The organism is Paraburkholderia sediminicola, from assembly GCF_046026855.1.
Classification (GTDB): domain Bacteria; phylum Pseudomonadota; class Gammaproteobacteria; order Burkholderiales; family Burkholderiaceae; genus Paraburkholderia; species Paraburkholderia sediminicola_A.
In genome coordinates this window covers 60,315-78,665 of record NZ_JAQQET010000029.1, presented here as the reverse complement: position 1 = coordinate 78,665, position 18,351 = coordinate 60,315, and the positions used below count along the sequence as shown (strand labels likewise).

Below are 18,351 nucleotides of genomic sequence, written 5' to 3'. Positions count from 1 at the left end.
ACCACGCGCGAACGAACGCAGATCGCCTCGCGCAATAGCGATGGCGCACAAAAGCCGGGTAAAAATTTGGGGCAACTGCATCGCACGCTCCTTGTTGGCGGAACCGGACGGTTCCGTTCAAACGCCGAATCGCTTCGACGTGGGCGCACGATGCGCCCCAAGAGCAATGCCCCACGATGACCGGCATATATCCATGCCGGTTCGCTAGCCGCTTCTACTCTGGTTTCCTGTTAAGCGAATGTTGTGCCAGTTGTGGCGAACTACCCCATGACGTGGCGATTCAGGCCTTTGGTGTGCGGCACCTCGACCAACGCGCCGGAATTTTGCACTCGCGCGAAGCGACTCAGCACCGCATGGGTGCATCCCGTGCGCTTTTGACGCCCGCCCGGCGCAGGGCGAGGCGTGAGAACAGCAGCCTCGGGTCCACGCCTTGCTGCGGCACAGGTGTTCTCGAACCAGGAGCACATCATGAACGAAACGAAAGGAAGCAAAGCCACCAAACCAGCCGACATCGAGCATCCACAACCGGCCATTCACAACGACAACGAAAAGAGCAAGCTGCCGGAGCGCCACGATGAGGGGCGCAAACAGTCACCGGCGGACCGGCCGGGGAAAAAACCCGGCGAGGGTGAGCCGTCAGTAAGTTGAAACATATTGAGCGTAAGCCCACAAGCGGCTTTGCTGCGTTTTTGCACCAAAGTCGCACAATTTTTCCCCTTCGGAGCGCTTTCAGAAAAAAGACATTTTTTCCGACTTATTACCAATTATTTTTTTTGCGTAATGGACTATTTTCCTGCTTGCAGCGACGTGTGCGCCAAGCGAACCGGCTGCCGCCCCTCAACAGATAAGAAAGGCGAAGCTCATGTCCAACGCATCTACCGCCCCCATTCCCCCCATCCCGCGGGTTTCCATTTGCCTGCCCACCTGCAATCGCCCTGATCTCCTCGTCGAGTGCATCGACTCCTGCCTCGCGCAAAGCTACGGCAATCTGGAAATCGTGATCGGTGATGATTCGAAGGACACGCGCACGCAACAATTGATGGCGACGCGCTATGCGAATGAGCCACGCATCCGCTACGCGATGAACCAGCCACCACTCGGGCAGGCGCGCAATGTCGCGAGCCTGTTCGAGCGCGCCCGCGGCGACAAGATCCTGCTGATTCACGACGACGATCTGCTCACCACCGACGGGGTCGAAAAGCTCGTCTCGCTATGGGCGCTTCATCCGCAACTGGAGGTGGCGTTCGCCGATCAGTACGAAGCCGATCACAGCGGCGCAGTCGACTTCGACGAGAGCACGCGCCTGAACACCGCGTTTCGCCGCACGAAGGACGCCGAAGGCTTGCAGCCTTTGCCAGGCAGAACCGGGCTGGTCCAGATGTTCCCGAACAACGGCTGGATGGCCAACGCGGACCTCGTCAAGCGGATCGGCTACAAGGATCAGTACGGCATGTGCTGCGATTTCGTGTTCGGCACCGAACTCTGTCTCGCGGCACGCGAGGTGTTCTATCTGCACGAATACGTGTCGGTGTATCGGAAGACGGCAACCTCGATCTCGCATAGCACGCGCGGCACGGCGATTGCCGCGACCGTCAGCGCGTATGCGTTCGTCAAGGCGCTGAACCTGTCGCCGCAACTGGAACCCTCACGCAAGCTGGCGTTGCGCCGGCTCGCGCCGATCGTCGTGTCGGTTCATGCGAAGAATCACCAGGCGGCGCTCGGGTTGAAGATCGCGCTCACGCATCTCTTCGCCTACAACTATGGTTTCAGCATGCGGCTCTATTACCACCTGCTCATGCTCTCACGTGCGGCCGTGAGCGTGCGGCAGCGCGCAGCGGTGGCCGCCGTGGTCGCGGCAGCGCCTGCTGTCGTCGCCGAGCCGGTCGCCGCCGTGACAGAACTCGTCACGGACCTCGTGAGCGATCGATCCGAACTGATCTGACGCTGCGGTAGCTTGACGCGACCGCCGATTCCTTCGCCGCTGCCTGGTTCAGAGCCCGATTACCGGGCAAACATCGCCGCGGCTTTATCGTTAGCCGGTCAGTCGCCTGACAAGGCCTGAGCGCTGGCCTGTGCGAGAGGTCGCGCGATGCGCCTGCGCCGCGTCAACGCATACGTGGCGACGCGGTCAAGCGCCGTGCACAACACAAGATAGATCAAGCCGACGAACAAAAAGATCTGCGCGGGATAAACCATCAGCCGGTTGCTGACCTGCGTCGCGACGAACGACAACTCGCCGACGCCGACGATATACGCGAGCGAGGTGTCCTTCACCAGCGACACCCACTGATTCACAAACGAAGGCGCCATGATGCGCTTCGCTTGAGGCAACAACACATAGCGCAGCGTTTGCATCCGCGTGAGGCCGAGCGACAGCCCGGCTTGCCACTGACCGTCCCCGACTGCGCGAATGCCCGCGTGCACCGAATGTGCAAGGTACGCACCGCCGATCAGTGAGAGCGCACAGACGACCGTTGCGAGTCCGGGCACATCGATCTGGAAGACCACCGGCAACAGGAAATACGTCCAGAAAATCAGCATCAACACGGGAATCGCGCGGAAAAAACCGATCACGAGTAGCAAGGGCACCCGGGTAACGCGCCCCGCCATCGTCAACGCGATGCCGCCCGCGACACCGAGCACCGCCGACGCAAGCGCGGAACACAATGCAAGCACCAGCGTGAGCGCCGCGCCACCGAGCGGTCCCTGCGGAAATGCGCCGATCAGCAGATACGGCAGGTTATTGGCGAACAGCGTCCATGTCATGCTCAGCGCCTCGCGAATGAGCGATCGCGCACATGCGCCACCGCATGCGCGACGGCTTCGATCAACGCGACAGCGGCGATATACAACATGGTTGCCACGCCGAACGCCTCGAACGTCTTGAAGGTTTCAGTTTCGACCTGACGCGACGCGTACGACAGTTCAGCAAGACCGATCGCCATGGTCAGCGATGAATTTTTCACGAGATTCATGTATTGGCCGAAGAGTGTCGGCAGCGAAATACGCACCGCCTGCGGCAAAACGACGTAAAGGAACGCCTGCAACGGCGTGAGACCAAGAGCCGCGGCCGCAGCATGCTGACCAGGCGGCACGCCGCGCAAACCCGCCTGGAACTCTTCGGCGATGAAAGCCGCCGTATAACACGTGAGCCCGACCCACCCGGCGACAAATTCGAACGACGGCCAGCGCAATGCGTACGCGCCGACGTGCACACCATGCGGCGCGTTCAGCCATTGCATCAACGTGTCCGGCATCAGTGTGGCCGCGCCGAAATACCAGAAGAACAGTTGCACCAGCAACGGCGTGTTGCGAAACACAAGCACATACGTGGCCGTCGCGCGACGCAGCCAGCCGTATCGGGCATGACGCAAGATCGCCAGCACAAAGCCGAACAAGGTGGCCGCGAGCGCTGCCGTCACCGCGAGTCCGACGGTTACGCCGAAGCCTTGCCACAGCCACATCAGATACTTTGGAGCGAGCCACGCTTGCATCTTTAAACCTGCTTCTTTAAACCGCTTCTTTCAAAAATGCCGACGGGCACGTTGCCAACGTGCCCGTTCATTCCAGGGTGCTATCGCGACACGGAGATCAGGTCTTGTCGCCGATCCTGAAGATGCGCGCGAGCGGCGTCTTCGTTTGCGGACCGAACCAGCGGTTGTAGATCTTCGCGGCCGAGCCGTCGGCTTCCAGCCCCTTCAGCGTGTCGTTCACGAAGCCGACAAGGCGTGTCTCGCCCTTCGGGATGCCGACGCCCATGTAGTCGTTCGAAATCGTGAACGCCGGAATCTCGTAGTTCTGCTTGTCCGGGACGTTGGCGAGCAGGCCGACCAGCTTCGGACCGTCCTGCGTAATCGCCTGCACGTTGCCCGCGCGCAAAGCCGCAAACGCGAAAGGCGTGTCGTCGTACGCGACGATTGTGGCTTGCGGGAATTTCTCGCGCAGCGTGATCTCGTTGGTGGTGCCCTTGTCGGCGCCCACCCGCAGGCTGTTGATCTGATCCGCCGACTTCAGCACCCCCTTCTTCGCCAGAAACTGCTGACCCGACGAGAAATACGGAGTGCTGAAATCGACCTGTTTGGCGCGCTCGTCGGTGATCGTGAAGTTGGCGAGCACCAGGTCTACTTTCTTCGACGTGAGGAACGGAATGCGATTGGCCGGATTGGTCGGCTGCAGTTCGAGTTTCACGCCGAGCTTGTCCGCAAGTGCCTTCGCGTAGTCGACGTCGAGGCCGACGATGTGGTTGCTTGTTGCGTCGACGTAACCGAACGGTGGGTTGCTGTCGAAGGTCGCGACGCGCAGTACGCCGGCCTTCCTGATGTCGTCGAGGCGGTCGGCGTGGGCGAGCCCCGATACCGTCATCGTCAGTCCCGTCATTGTCATTAACCAGGCAGCGAGTATTTTTGACTTCATTTTTATGGATCTCTTTGATTGTGTGCGATGCGTATGCGATGTTTCAGAAACGGTTGCGTGGCGGCGATATCCGTCACAACCGCAAGGTGCAACCGATAGCCACGCATGGGCGCCACATTAGCAGCGGCGCAACGCGTACCGAACCAAGAAATGCTCCTGTAATAAGCGTGTTTTCTGCTAAGCATCCGCTCATTAGCAAACGTGTATTTGTCGGTTGGTCCTGGGCCTGCGGCTGATTACGATGAATCTCGTACCGTCATCATTCAAGGTGATTCGCCATGTCCGACAGTGCCTGTTTCAAGCCGCGCGTCATCGAACCGGTCGCCGTCAATCAGCCGGAAGGATTGGGGCTAGCTGTGGAGTTATGGCTCGCGCATCCCGTCGATGGGATCGCGGGGCGCGCGCTGCAGATTTATCTGCGCAGCGACGCGAAGATGGCGCAAGCCGAGGCGCTGCGCGATCTGCTGCATGCATTGGGGACGGAGATTGTGGTGGCTTGAGCGCGAGCTCCTCCGCAGGCTTGCCGTGCTTGCCGATGAGATAAAAAAACGGCGGCCGGGTTGCCCCGGGCCGCCGTTCTCAAGCAGCGCTTACGCATGCTGTTCGAGCGTGTTGCTCACGCTCAGGGTTCGTGACGCAGGTACCCTTCTTTCGAAGGATCGCGCATGCGCAGCGACACGATGCCGGCGATCGCGCACAGCGCGGTCACATACCAGTAGAACATCGACTCGTTGCCCACTGACTTCAACCACAGCGCGACATATTCCGCCGAGCCGCCGAAGATCGCATTGGCCACGGCATACGACAAACCCACACCGAGCGCGCGCACTTCAGGCGGGAACATTTCGGCCTTGATCAGGCCGCTGATCGACGTATAGAAACTGACGATCGCCAGCGCCACCACGACCAGGCCGAAGGCCGCATACGGACTCGTCACGTCTTTCAATGCGTGCAGCAGCGGCACGGTACCGATGGTCGCGAAGAAGCCGAAGAACAGCATCGAACGACGGCGGCCGATACGGTCCGACAAAGCGCCGAACGCCGGTTGCATCAACATGTAGACGAACAGCGCCGCGGTCATCACGTTGCTGGCCGTCTTGGCGTGCATACCGGCAGTGTTGACCAGGTACTTCTGCATGTACGTGGTGAACGTATAGAAAATCAGCGAGCCGCCGGCCGTGAAACCGAGCACCGTCACAAATGCGCCCTTGTGCAGCCACAAGCCGCGCAGCGTGCCGGCTTCCTTGCGCTGGCGCGTTTCAGCCGTGGTCGTTTCTTCGAGCGATTTACGCAGATACAGCGCGACCAGTGCCGCCAGCGCACCGATCACGAACGGCACGCGCCATCCCCATGCTTTCAGTTCTTCGGTAGAGAGCGTTTGTTGCAGGATCACCAGCACCAGCAACGCGCACAACTGTCCGCCGATCAGCGTGACGTACTGGAACGATGCAAAGAAACCGCGGCGGCCTTTGAGCGCGACTTCACTCATATAGGTGGCGCTGGTGCCGTACTCGCCGCCTACGGACAAGCCCTGGAACAGGCGCGCGGCCAGCAGCAGCGCCGGCGCCAACGCGCCGATTTGAGCGTAAGTGGGTAGCACCGCGATCACGAGTGAGCCGCCGCACATCATGAACACCGACACCATCATCGCGGTCTTGCGCCCGTGCTTGTCGGCGAGCCGGCCGAAGAACCAGCCGCCGATTGGACGCATCAGGAAGCCCGCGGCAAAGACGCCCGCGGTGTTGAGCAACTGCGTGGTGGTGTTGCCGCTCGGGAAGAATGCCGGCGCGAAGTACAGCGCGCAGAACGAGTACACGTAGAAGTCGAACCACTCGACTAGATTGCCCGATGAAGCGCCAACGATCGCGAAGATGCGGCGCCGGGTGTCGTGGGCGTCGTGAGCCGTGGCCACGGTTTGATCGGATAGGTCGGTCATGCTGTTGTCTTTCCTTGTCTTTAAACGGAGATGGCGGTCGTGGCGCCGCCTTCACAACGCGCGCATCGAGGTGCCGCAGTGGCATCCATCGCGCGCGTGCGCGAATTTTACAGAATTGCAAGGAGAAGATGGGGATTTGTTAGGTGGCGAGGGCGCTGCCCGGTGCGATGCTGCGACGCGGCAGCGGTTATGCCTTATCGGCTTTCAGCGCGTACCAACCTGCACATTGCTGCCTGATCAATGCCTCGACGCTGCCCACGCTCGCGATCAGGTCTTCGACAGCTTTTACCGACGGTGGCGGAGCAGGCGATTCATAGATTTTCTCGTTACGCTGCCGCGTCGCGTATTCAATCTCCGAGCGGTCGTCGAGGTCGAGGTCGAGGTCCGGTTTGACATGATCGAGCAAGGTTCCGATTACCTTAATACGGTGGCCGTCCCCGCCTCCTGGCGCCAAGCCATGAATGTAAATAAATCCTACTGCCAACGCGTGCACCGCTTCATAGGCATTGGCATAGCGAACGATGGGCGGATGCTTGCCGTCCTTCGCCGCCAGGAGAAAGGACGCCGCGTTCCGACGGAACTGCACAGCGTTCGCCGCAGTGAACGGCGTTTTACGGACATAGCCGGCGTTGAGCATGCCGGTTAGTTTTTCAGTCAGTTGAAGTGGAAACATCGAGCACGATTTTTGGCCCTTGATCAATTGACTCTAGCACGGGATCCGAACAGCGCTTTTGCTCCCACTCATGTTCCGAGTACACGTTCACGTGGACTTCCCTGCCAAGCACCTCACCTGCTGCGTCGAGTTCGCGTTGCACGCGGCCGAGCCGCGCGTCACCGATCACCATGATGTCGATATCGCTAGCGGGCCCCGCCGTTCCGGCTGCCATCGAACCGAAGATGAACGCATGTTTTATTTTGTCACCGATCACCGCCAACGCGCGCTCGATCGGCTCCTTCAGACCGAAGCTCTTGACCGCGATTTGTCGTAGCTCCGGGTAAAGCGGATGCTGGGTGTTCGCCTGGTAGAGCGCACGTCCACCGGGCTGCTGAAGGATCACGTCGCCGTTAAGCAACTTCGCGACAAAGTCCTGAGTGGAGCTTCGGCCACCGCCGCTCAACTCGAACAGTTCAGACAGCGAATATGCACGCTCCGGGTTCAGAACGAGCGCGCCCAGGATACGCTGCTGTTTAGGCGTGAGAAGAAAATCTGCGAGCATCAAATACCCTTCTTTGGCACCTTGTTACCGGAAACCGGCATTCTAAATTTAATACCGGAAACCGGTAAAATAGTACCGCTTTCCGGTAATTGATGCAACGTGACGTCGGCAGCGCCATGGTCAAAAAAAGCCAGCTCGAAAGCTGGCTTTTCCATCGAATCGATCGTGTTGCGCGCGAACCGCTCAAACCCTCACCGCCGGCGGCACATACTTACACTCATACCGCTTCCTCACCGTGCCATTCTCATCGACGCTTTCCAGGTAAACATCAAACTGCCACAACCGCGCCATGTGCTTGAGCACCTCATCGCTGTCGCCGGACAGATGCCGGTTGTCGCTCATGAAATGCCGCAACGTCAGACTCCGGTCGCCACGCGTGTTCACCGCCCACACCTGAATATTCGGCTCCCGATGATGCATGTCGTACTGCCGCGATAACGCTTGACGCACGTACTGATACCCACTGTCGTCATGAATCGCGGACACTTCGAGCGCATCGCGCATATCGTCATCCAGCACCGAGAACAGACGCATTTCCCGGATCAGATGCGGCGACAGATACTGCGCGACGAAACTCTCGTCCTTGAAGTTGCGCATCGCGTAGTGCATCGCGGGTAGCCACGGACTGCCGGCCAGTTCCGGGAACCACTTGCGATCCTCCTCCGTCGGCGCTTCGCAGATCCGGCGGATGTCGCTCATCATCGAAAAACCGAGCGCATAGGGATTGATCCCGCTGTAGTACGGTTTCGTGACCGGCGGCTGGTAGACCACATTGCTGTGCGAATGGAGAAACTCCATCATGAAACCGTCTTCCAGCTTGCCCTGCGCGTACATCGTGTTGAGCAAGGTGTAGTGCCAGAACGTGGCCCAGCCTTCGTTCATGACTTGCGTTTGCCGTTGCGGATAGAAATACTGACCGACCTTGCGCACGATGCGGATCACTTCCCGCTCCCACGGCTCGAGTAACGGGGCATTCTTCTCTGCAAAATACAGCAGGTTTTCCTGCGGCTCCGGTGGATAACGCTCCTCGGTTTCCTCCGGCAACGGCGTATGCCGGGTCGGCAAGGTGCGCCACAGTTCGTTGACCTGCGATTGCAGATAGGCCTCACGTTCGCGGCGCGCCGCGAACTCCTTTTCCAACGAAAGTTTCTGCGGCCGCTTATAACGGTCCACGCCGTAATTCATCAACGCATGGCACGAGTCGAGCAATTCCTCCACCCGGTCGAGCCCGAAGCGCTCTTCGCACTCCGCGATGTAGTTCTTCGCGTAGACGAGGTAATCGATGATTGCGTGCGCATCCGTCCACAGCTTGAACAGATAGTTGCCCTTGAAGAACGAGTTGTGACCATAGGCCGCGTGCGCGATGACGAGCGCCTGCATCGTCATCGTGTTCTCTTCCATCAGGTACGCGATGCAAGGGTTCGAATTGATGACGATCTCATACGCCAGCCCCATCTGCCCACGACGGTAGCTTTTTTCGGTCGAGAGAAAGTGTTTGCCGAACGACCAGTGACGGTAGTTCACCGGCATGCCGACGGACGCGTAGGCGTCCATCATCTGTTCGGCACTGATGAGTTCGAGCTGGATCGGATACACGTCGAGTTCATATTGCTCCGCAACACGGGCAATATGCGAGTCGTACTCTTCGATCAATTCGAAGGTCCAGTCGGACGGGCACGGCAGAGGCCGTCTATCGGCTACGTTCATACGGACTTCCCTTTGCCCCTCAGTGGGCGTTCCGGTGTGTCCCCGTGCTGCAGCGGCATCGACTGCTCCGGCTGCGGCGGCTCCCGTATCGTCCGCCTTCGCCTCGGCATGCCCCGACTGTTGCTGCTGCGGCACGCCTTTCCCGCGCGCCGGCTGCTTGCCGCGCGCTTCGTTGGGCAGGTGCTTTGCCGTCATGACGACGCCACCTGCTTTTCAAACAACTCCCGAAACACCGGATAAATGTCAGCCGCGGTTTCGACCTTCTTCATCGCCATGTGCGGCTGGCTCAGCGCCAACTGTGCATATTCGAGCCACAAGTTCTGCTCTTCCGGCGTGACCTGGATATATGCAAAATAGCGCACCTTCTCCAGGATGTCATCCGAAAGTATCTTGCGGCACTTGGGCGAATCGTCGGTCCAATTGTCGCCGTCGGAAGCCTGAGCGCCGTAAATATTCCATTCAGTCGGCGAATACCGCTCGTCCATCACCTTCTGCATCAGCTCCAGCGCGCTCGACACCACTGTGCCGCCGCTTTCCGTCGAATGAAAGAACGTGTCTTCGTCGACCTCCTCGGCGCGGGTGTGATGACGAATGAACACCACTTCGATCTTTTCGTAGTTGCGCTTGAGGAACAGATACAGCAGGATGAAAAAGCGCTTGGCGAGATCCTTGCGCTGCTCGTCCATGGAACCCGACACATCCATCAGACAGAACATCACCGCCTGGCTGGACGGCGTGGGTTGCTTCACACGATTCACATAGCGCAAATCGAACGGATCGATAAATGGAATGCGCCAGATGCGTCCGCGTAAATGGTGGATTTCCTCTTCGAGCAGTTTGATCTCGTCGCGACGGTCGTCCGGATCGGCTTTCATCACTTCGAGTTGCCGTTCCATCTCGTGCAACTGATTGACGAGCGGCGCACCGAGCGCAATACGGCGGCCGAGCGCGCTGCGCAGCGAACGGACCACGTCGATATTATTCGGCGTACCCTCGGCCGCCCAGCCGGCGCGGATGCTTTTCCACGTAGGCACGGCCATCAGATGGGTTTTGACGAGGCGCGGGAGTTCGAGGTCGTCGAAGAAATACTGCATGAACTCTTCGCGGCTCAGCTCGAATACGAAGTCGTCCTGACCCTCGCCCTCATTGCTGGCCTGGTTGCCCCCGCCTCCGCCACCGCCCCCTTGCGGGCGCTGGATCTTGTCGCCGCGGATGTAGTCCGAGTTGCCCGGATGCACCATTTCCCGCTTGCCGCCGGGGCCATGCCGGAACGACGGTTCCGCGATGTCCTTGCGCGGGATGGTGATGCTCTGGGTGTTCTGAATATCCTTGATGCTGCGGTCGCGAACCGCTTCCGAAACGGCTCGCCGAATGTAGTTCTTAACGCGGCGCAGAAAGCGCTCGCGGTTTGCAATGCTCTTGTTCTTGCCTGCTAACCTGCGGTCGATGATTTGATGAAGCACGCCCGGTCTCCCGTGTCGACCAGAATTTGCGCTTTAGCTGTCAATCGGAGTTTGCGCTTTAGCACTTACTCCGATCCCATGCAAAGCACTTACTCTGATCCCATGCAGCTGCACTATTTCAGGTGCGCGAGACGCACGTTGCATTCGCATGGCTACAAACGCAACGCTATGTCCATGCAGCTCGCGCCTCGCAAGGTGCCCGCGCGGTCGGACCGCGCGGGCGGCACGCAGTGCGTATCATGACGACTTGCGCACGCGCAGATACCAGTCACACAGCAAGCGCACCTGCTTCGGCGTATAGCCCTTCGTCACCATCCGGTTGACGAAGTCTTCGTGCTTGCGTTGCTCTTCCGCCGAGCCTTTCGCGTTGAACGAGATCACTGGGAGCAGTTCTTCCGTGTTCGAGAACATCTTCTTTTCGATCACCACGCGCAGCTTCTCGTAGCTGATCCAGGCAGGATTTTTCCCCGCATTGGCAGCACGCGCACGCAGCACGAAGTTGACGATCTCGTTGCGGAAGTCCTTCGGGTTGCTGATACCCGCAGGTTTCTCGATCTTCTCCAGTTCGGCGTTCAGCGCCGCGCGGTCGAAACTCTCGCCGGTGTCGTGGTCGCGGAACTCCTGATCCTGAATCCAGAAGTCCGCATACGTCACGTAGCGATCGAAAATATTCTGACCATACTCGGAATACGACTCCAGATACGCGGTCTGAATCTCCTTGCCGATGAACTCGGCATAGCGCGACGCCAGCACGTCCTTGATGAACGACAGATACTTCTGCTCGGTTTCCGGTGGGAACTGCTCGCGCTCGATCTGCTGTTCGAGCACGTACATCAGGTGCACCGGATTGGCCGCGACTTCGGTCGAATCGAAGTTGAATACACGCGAGAGGATCTTGAACGCGAAGCGGGTCGACACGCCGGTCATCCCTTCATCCACGCCCGCGAAGTCGCGGTACTCCTGATACGACTTGGCCTTAGGATCGGTGTCCTTGAGATTTTCACCGTCGTACACCTGCATCTTCGAAAAGAGGCTGGAGTTTTCCGGCTCCTGCAAGCGCGTGAGCACCGACATCTGCGCCATCATCTTCAGCGTACCCGGCGCGCATATCGCATTGGCCAGCGACGAGTTACGCAGCAGCTTGTCGTAGATCTTGACCTCTTCGCCGTAGCGCAGGCAGTACGGCACCTTCACCACGAAGATCCGGTCGAGTAGTGCTTCGTTATTGCGGTTGTTGCGGAACGCCTTCCATTCCGACTCGTTCGAGTGGGCGAGAATCACGCCGTCGAACGGGATCGCGCCGAATCCTTCCGTGCCCTTGAAGTTGCCTTCCTGAGTGGCGGTCAGCAGCGGGTGCAAGACCTTGATCGGCGCCTTGAACATTTCGACGAACTCGAGCAAGCCCTGATTCGCGAGGCACAGGCCACCGGAGTAGCTATATGCGTCCGCATCGTCTTGTGCGTACTGTTCGAGCTTGCGGATGTCGACCTTACCGACCAACGACGAAATGTCCTGATTGTTTTCGTCACCCGGCTCGGTCTTGGCAATGCCGATCTGGCGAAGGATCGACGGGTAGCGGCGCACCACGCGGAATTTGCGGATGTCGCCGTTGTATTCGTGCAGGCGTTTCACCGCCCACGGGCTAAGAATGTTTTTCAGGTAGCGGCGTGGAATACCATACTGCTCTTCGAGGATCGGACCGTCCTCGTCGTAATCGAACAGACCGAGAGGCGACTCGTTCACGGGCGAGCCCTTGATCGAGTAGAACGGCACGCGTTCCATGAGTTGCTTCAGACGTTCCGCGATCGACGATTTACCGCCGCCGACCGGTCCCAACAGATACAGAATCTGCTTCCTTTCTTCGAGCCCCTGGGCCGAGTGCCGGAAGTAGGCGACCACCTGCTCGATCACCTCTTCCATTCCGTAGAACTCACGGAATGCGGGGTATACCTTGATGACCTTGTTCGCGAAGATACGTGACATGCGCGGATCGTTGCGAGTGTCGATCTGTTCTGGTTCGCCGATTGCCGTCAACATGCGTTCGCCAGCTGTGGCGTACGCGGCGGGATTGTCTTTGCAGAGCGCGAGATACTCCTCGAGCGAGAGTTCATCTTCTCGCGTTTTCTCGAAGCGGGTCGCGAAACTGCTGTAGATATCCATGCTACCTCCTCGCCGAAGTCTAGACCGATGTCGTGCGCGGCGCGCTATTCGGAAACGACATCGCTCGAATTCATCCTAAACCCTTTTAAATTTTTTTTCCATGAACTACGTTGCGAAAATCGCGCCGCATGCGCCTCCCGACATTCCTCACTTGGAAACACAGATTCGCTCACCTACAATTTTGCGCTCGCATCACAGCTATTGCGTAACGATTGCAGACCCACGTTGCTGCCTCTCCACTGCCATTGCGCTCTGAGCGCACCCCCGCTTGCAGTGCTGTTCAGCACAGATCGCCATGCGCCGTTACACGAATCATCCCGTTCATCGAACAATCTCACTGTTACACCGGACAGCCTGTCTGCGCGCGCACGTTTTGTCGCATCGAGCGCGGACGTCATGCGTTTTCCCGTGCCCCGGTACCTTTTTCAACAACGCGCGGCACCGCCATTCCGTCTACAACGACAGGCACTGTGTTACATGTTCGTTCACCGTGCTGAGCTGGCGGCGCTCCTCACCGGCGCGCCGTCAAGCGATTCGTCAATGCGCGAGCGGTTTTGTTCCACACTGTTTAACATCAGTCACGGAAGGCCGCTGGCGTTACCGCACTTGCCTGCCCCCAGTATTAACCGCATCAGCGGCATGGTTAGTCGCGCGTATAACTGAATCACGGCAGCGCATCGGGTCGCTTCATAGGTGTATACGGCAAAGCGCCCAATGCAGATGCGGCAAATGTAAAACGGCCGCCCGCGGGCAGCCGTTTGCTTGATGCTTCCTGATGCCTCCCGAGGTCCTGAGGCTTCGTAATCGACGATTACAGTCGAGCCGTTACCAGCGCGCCGTTACAACTACGCGGTGACACGCTCAGGTCAGTTCAACTTCCACTTCCCCGAGACCGTCGATGTGGCCGCGCACAACCCCCGGTTTGTCCACATTGTGCGCACCAACGTACGATCCGGTGGTAAGGGTCCATTCCGGCTCGATGGTGATGCCCATGGCGGCGCAATGGTTGACGAACCACACCAGCAGTTCGCGCGGATCACCGGCCGGATTACCGGTGGCTTCCGGCACCAGCGAGGTGCCGTCGAAACTCAGCTCCAGTTCAGGCGATACAAAATCGAAGCCGCGTGCGATGCCAGCATAGGCAACCGGATGACCGGTGATCAATGCGCCGTTGTTCTGCGCGTCGGCCAGTTGCGCGAGCGGCGCGACATTGGGCCACTCGGCAAAGCGGCTATCGACGATCTCGATGGTCGGCAGCACAACGCCGACCTTCGACAGGACCTCGTCGCGCGCATAAGCCCGGCCACGCGGCTCGATCGCCTCGGCGAAACGAAAGGCGATCTCCAGTTCGACCAGCACCCGGAAGAAGCCGGTATGGGCCACCCGCGCCGGCGAAGGCAGCACCAGCGAAGCCGGAATGGGCGCGCCTCCGGCGGCCCCGCCGGGCGCTCTGGCGCCGATCTTCCATGCGCCCGTCGAGTCGCCGAGGCCCGCAATGACAGCCTGCTGGATCGCGTAGGCGGTTGCCGCGTCAGGCGGCAGGCTGTCGGGAGGGGGCGCATCGATCGGGCGATGCTGCCGGCGGGCTTCGACGAGGCGGTGCGCGAGGTCGTATTGCGTCATGTCGGTCCTTTATGGCTGGCGCGTTGCGCGTTGGGTTGCCGCGCTGAGTTGCAGCAGTTGAAAACAGCGGGCTAACGGTCCGCGCGCTGACTGCCTGAAGCGGCGACGTTGCCGATGCAGGCCGTAGTCGCGTCCGTCAATGTACCGGATCACGACGCTCGCCAGGGCGCGGACAACACTTGTGAACGTTACTTAGTGCGCAGACCGTAAAAAAAGACCGCGGTTGCATGCGCAATCGCGATCTTTATCGTCATGCGGTCAATCCGCATAAGCACGCTTTTCGTCTAATGCTCCAGCGGGAACGAATGTTGCAACGTCGTGGCTGTCGCATGACCGATCGGAGGCCATGGCGTCGCGTTCAAAACGCGGCGCTGACGTCGCACGTCCCTAAATATTGCCGCGCATTAGCGTGCCGCGCTGGTCGTACGCTCCCGATCAGAAGGTTTCCCAATCCTGATCGCTGCCCGCGCTTGCTATGGCCTTCGCCGGCGTCCTCGCCGGCGTGGCGGCAACCGGTGCCGCAGCGGGTGCAGCAGAGGCCCTGGCGACCGTGGCGGCCTGCGCACCGGATTGTGACAAGGGTCGTGACACTTTACGCGGCGCCGCCGTGCGGGCCGGCGCGGCCGCGCGCTTCGGTGCCGCGCTGACCGGCGCCTTGACGCCGCTTTCGTCGAGGTGGAACACCGCAACCGCGGTACGCAGCTTGCCGGCCTGATCTTCGAGCGAAGACGCCGCGGCGGCCGCTTCTTCAACCAGCGCGGCATTCTGCTGTGTCACCTCGTCCATCTGCGTGACCGCGCGTGCTACCTGGTCGATACCGCTGCTTTGCTCTTCCGAGGCCGCCGCGATCTCACCCATGATGTCGGTCACGCGCTGCACCGCGCCGATGATCTCGGTCATCGTACGGCCAGCTTCGTCGACCAGGGCCGAGCCGGACTGCACGCGTTCCACCGAGGTGTCGATCAGTTCCTTGATTTCCTTGGCCGCCGCCGACGAACGCTGCGCCAGGCTGCGCACTTCGCCTGCCACCACCGCGAACCCGCGCCCTTCTTCACCGGCCCGCGCCGCTTCCACGGCGGCGTTCAGGGCCAGGATGTTGGTCTGGAACGCAATCCCTTCGATGATCGAAATGATGTCGGCAATCTTCGCCGAGCTCTGGTTGATGTCGCCCATCGTGCCGACCACCTGGCTGACCACCGAACTGCCTTTATTGGCAATCTCCGATGCATTGGCGGCCAGCGCGCTCGCCTGGCGGGCGTTGTCGGCATTCTGCTTAACCGTGCCGGTCAATTCTTCCATGCTGGACGCGGTTTCCTGCAGCGCTGACGCCTGCTCTTCCGTTCGCGAGGACAGATCGATATTGCCGGCCGCGATCTGGCGCGTGGCCGTCGCAATGGATTCACTGCCGCTGCGCACAGCGCGCACCGTTTCGGTGAGACTGCGCTGCATCCTGGCGATGCCTTCAAGCAACTGCCCCATTTCGTTACGCGAGGTGACCATGATCGGACGGCGCAGGTCGCCTGCGGCGATTGCGTCGAAATGGCCAAGGGCCTGATCGAGCGGACGGCCAATTGCGCGACTCAGCGTCAGATAGGACAGCACGGCCGCAAGCACGCCGACCAGCAGAGCACCGGCGCTCACGATGCGGAACACTTCAAAGTTGTTCTGTGCGGAGTCGTAACCTTGCTTGGCCGATACAAACTGGTACTTGCGCAACGCGTCGTCGGCATTGCCGAGATCGTTGTACGCGACCTGCATGCTTTTGGCACCGTCGACGATCTTGCTCGGGGCGTTCTCCGTGATAATCGCCGCAAACGCGTCCATTTGCTGATGCAGTGCGTCGCGTTTAGCAATGACGTTCTGCGCAAGACGGTCTTCCTCGGCGTCGCGCGGCAGATCCATATACTTTTTCCACCACGCGTCAGACGTAATCCGCATCGAACGCGCGCGCTCGAGCGTCGGCGCCGCTTCCGGCGTGCCCATCATGAACGCCGCCCGGTCGAGCGCCATCCGCTCGCGCGCCGCATAGATCTCGGCGTTGCCGATATCGACCGCGCTCGGCATGGCGTTAGTGAACGTGTCCTGATAAGCGCCGTTCGAACGGCTCATGCCGAACAGACCGAAAACGCCGATAGCGATCAGCAGTGCAGCGAGAAAAGCCGTCGTGAGGCCAATCCGTGCCTTGATCGTAATGCCTTTGTTCAACATGCTTGTTCCTGTACCTGGCAAATGAGAGGCTGTGTGCGCAGCGCGAGATAGCGTGAGGCGTCTGCGTGCAGGGCGCTTTTTGATATGGCGCTCTAATACTCTCGTTTACGGCACTCGATCCGCATACTTGAAGGATTTATATGGTACGAAGAAAGACGTTGTAAGGAATTGGACAGAATTACAAAGCACTGACAGGCAGCGCCGGCGCGGAAGTCGCGCAGCGCTTCTGGGTATTCAGGGAATGGATTTCAGGCTGAAGCTGTACGAAAAAGCCGAACGCGAAGTCGAAAGACCGGACACGAAGTCTTTTGGTTCGGGTCCGGCAACGCGGCGCGGGATGCCCGCCAACCCAGTGCTGGATCAGGCGGCCAGATCGCGCCTCGCCGAGCCGGCCCAGGTCGCGGTGGATTCGCGCACGATCAGCCGCGGCGACACGACGCGCCGGCGGGCCGGCGCACGCACGGTGCCGGCCGAAGTCCCGGCGATCCGTTCGATCAACGTCTGCGCGGCCATATCGCCGAGCGCGCGGACCGATTGCCCGACGGTCGAGAGCGCGGGATAGGTGAAACGTCCCAGTTCGATATCGTCGAAACCGATGATCGAGCAATCGCGCGGCACGCTGATATTGCGCTCCGCGGCGGCGCGCAGCGCGCCGATACCCATCATGTCGTTGCCGGCAAAAATCGCCGACGGCTTCACGGTGTCGAGCAGTTGCCCAGCCGCGCGATGGCCGCCCGTCCCCGAAAAATCGCTTTCGACAATCGCACCGGCTGGAATCTCGATGCCGCGCTCCGCCATGGCGCGAATGAAACCGTGCACCCGCATGGCGCTCACCGCCGTTTTCACCGGCCCGGTGATGCAGCCGATCCGCACATGCCCCAGTTCGAGCAGATGACGCGTGGCGAGATAACCGCCCTTCTCGTGGTCGATCTGCACCAGATCCGCATTCACGCCTTCAATATTGCGGTCCACGACGACCAGCGGCTCACGGGCGTCGGCGAGGGCCTGCGCCAGCACCGCGTCGTCGCCCGCGGAGGCGACAATCAGTCCGTCGATACGTTTTTCCTGCAGCACGCGCAGATAGTTACGCTGCTTGGCCGGATCGTCGTCCGAATTGCAGAAGAACAGGCAGTAGCCGTTGCGCGAGCAACCATCCTCGATACCACGCGCCATCTCCGCGAAATACGGGTTCGTACTGTTCGGCACCACCAGACCGATCGTCGCCGTCGCCCGCGCCTTGAGCGAGCGGGCCACCGCCGACGGTACATAGTGAAGCTGACGGATCGCGTGTTCGACCTTCGCGCGAACGTTGGCCGACACCGGCCGTGAATTGTTCACCACGTGCGATACCGTCGTGAACGACACGCCCGCCACGGCCGCTACATCCTTGATCGTCGCCATAACCTGTTGCTCTCCTGCCTGTTGTTCCCGCCGGCCACGCCACCTGGCGACCTACCGGACGTCTTCATCGAAGACAGACCAAACCCATGGATACTTACGCTTTACCGCTTTACCTGCTTCGACTGCTCCTGATACGCTGCGCGGCTGACACCCGGCATCGGCTTCATGCGCGCTAACGGCGGCTGCGATAGGTATCCAGCACCGCTGACAGACAGTACGACAA

At 60.1% G+C, this 18,351-nt stretch carries 16 protein-coding genes; 3 read left to right on the top strand and 13 right to left on the bottom strand.

Translation table 11 applies throughout. From position 1 onward, the window contains the following. Positions 1-468: 468 nt before the first annotated feature. Both PQR40_RS27835 and PQR40_RS27830 read left to right on the top strand, forming a co-directional pair. The gene (locus tag PQR40_RS27835; protein WP_408223292.1) at positions 469-648 is read left to right on the top strand and encodes a hypothetical protein; all 180 of its coding nucleotides are present in this window, start codon (positions 469-471) and stop codon (positions 646-648) included. A gap of 214 nt (positions 649-862) precedes the next feature. Beyond that, positions 863-1,942: a glycosyltransferase family 2 protein gene (locus PQR40_RS27830; RefSeq protein WP_408340411.1), complete on the top strand. Its 1,080-nt coding sequence runs from the start codon at positions 863-865 to the stop codon at positions 1,940-1,942. A 98-nt stretch (positions 1,943-2,040) separates the two neighbouring features. On the opposite strand, the gene PQR40_RS27825 is transcribed toward PQR40_RS27830, so the two are convergent. From PQR40_RS27825 to PQR40_RS27815, 3 genes are all read right to left on the bottom strand, one after another. Then, entirely contained in the window at positions 2,041-2,766 is a 726-nt protein-coding gene (locus PQR40_RS27825) for an amino acid ABC transporter permease (RefSeq protein ID WP_408389006.1), read from the bottom strand. Between the two features lie 2 nt (positions 2,767-2,768). Then, on the bottom strand, positions 2,769-3,494 hold the full coding sequence (locus PQR40_RS27820) for an amino acid ABC transporter permease (RefSeq protein ID WP_408510277.1): 726 nt from the start codon (positions 3,492-3,494) through the stop codon (positions 2,769-2,771). Between the two features lie 97 nt (positions 3,495-3,591). Next, positions 3,592-4,413, bottom strand: a complete 822-nt coding sequence (locus PQR40_RS27815) for an ABC transporter substrate-binding protein (protein WP_408223299.1) — start codon at positions 4,411-4,413, stop codon at positions 3,592-3,594. 278 nt (positions 4,414-4,691) lie between these two features. Here PQR40_RS27815 and PQR40_RS27810 point away from each other — a divergent pair, with 278 nt between their 5' ends. Continuing rightward, entirely contained in the window at positions 4,692-4,913 is a 222-nt protein-coding gene (locus PQR40_RS27810; protein WP_408223301.1) for a hypothetical protein, read from the top strand. Positions 4,914-5,035: 122 nt separating this feature from the next. Here the strand turns inward: PQR40_RS27810 and PQR40_RS27805 are convergent, their stop codons facing one another. From PQR40_RS27805 to PQR40_RS27760, 10 genes are all read right to left on the bottom strand, one after another. Continuing rightward, positions 5,036-6,349 (bottom strand): MFS family transporter, encoded by a 1,314-nt coding sequence (locus tag PQR40_RS27805; RefSeq protein ID WP_408223303.1) that lies wholly within the window; start codon positions 6,347-6,349, stop codon positions 5,036-5,038. Positions 6,350-6,536: 187 nt separating this feature from the next. Next, positions 6,537-7,022 (bottom strand): hypothetical protein, encoded by a 486-nt coding sequence (locus tag PQR40_RS27800; RefSeq protein WP_408510276.1) that lies wholly within the window; start codon positions 7,020-7,022, stop codon positions 6,537-6,539. After that, the gene (locus PQR40_RS27795) at positions 7,000-7,566 is read right to left on the bottom strand and encodes a nucleotidyltransferase domain-containing protein (RefSeq protein WP_408510275.1); all 567 of its coding nucleotides are present in this window, start codon (positions 7,564-7,566) and stop codon (positions 7,000-7,002) included. Before PQR40_RS27795 ends, PQR40_RS27800 begins: the two co-directional genes overlap by 23 nt. Beyond that, positions 7,566-7,721 (bottom strand): hypothetical protein, encoded by a 156-nt coding sequence (locus PQR40_RS27790; RefSeq protein ID WP_408223307.1) that lies wholly within the window; start codon positions 7,719-7,721, stop codon positions 7,566-7,568. The genes PQR40_RS27795 and PQR40_RS27790 overlap by 1 nt, the downstream gene beginning before the upstream one ends. Positions 7,722-7,749: 28 nt before the next feature. After that, the gene (locus PQR40_RS27785) at positions 7,750-9,468 is read right to left on the bottom strand and encodes a SpoVR family protein (RefSeq protein ID WP_408223309.1); all 1,719 of its coding nucleotides are present in this window, start codon (positions 9,466-9,468) and stop codon (positions 7,750-7,752) included. Then, positions 9,465-10,736, bottom strand: coding sequence for a YeaH/YhbH family protein (locus PQR40_RS27780; protein WP_054039600.1), 1,272 nt, complete (start codon positions 10,734-10,736; stop codon positions 9,465-9,467). The genes PQR40_RS27785 and PQR40_RS27780 overlap by 4 nt, the downstream gene beginning before the upstream one ends. A gap of 237 nt (positions 10,737-10,973) precedes the next feature. Continuing rightward, on the bottom strand, positions 10,974-12,896 hold the full coding sequence (locus PQR40_RS27775; RefSeq protein ID WP_408223311.1) for a PrkA family serine protein kinase: 1,923 nt from the start codon (positions 12,894-12,896) through the stop codon (positions 10,974-10,976). 861 nt (positions 12,897-13,757) lie between these two features. Then, entirely contained in the window at positions 13,758-14,519 is a 762-nt protein-coding gene (locus PQR40_RS27770) for a hydratase (RefSeq protein ID WP_408223313.1), read from the bottom strand. Between the two features lie 435 nt (positions 14,520-14,954). Then, positions 14,955-16,727 carry a methyl-accepting chemotaxis protein gene (locus tag PQR40_RS27765; protein ID WP_408510274.1) on the bottom strand — a complete coding sequence of 591 codons (1,773 nt, stop codon included), beginning with the start codon at positions 16,725-16,727 and terminating at the stop codon, positions 14,955-14,957. Between the two features lie 360 nt (positions 16,728-17,087). Beyond that, positions 17,088-18,128, bottom strand: coding sequence for a LacI family DNA-binding transcriptional regulator (locus tag PQR40_RS27760; RefSeq protein ID WP_408223317.1), 1,041 nt, complete (start codon positions 18,126-18,128; stop codon positions 17,088-17,090). Between the last annotated feature and the right edge of the window lie 223 nt (positions 18,129-18,351).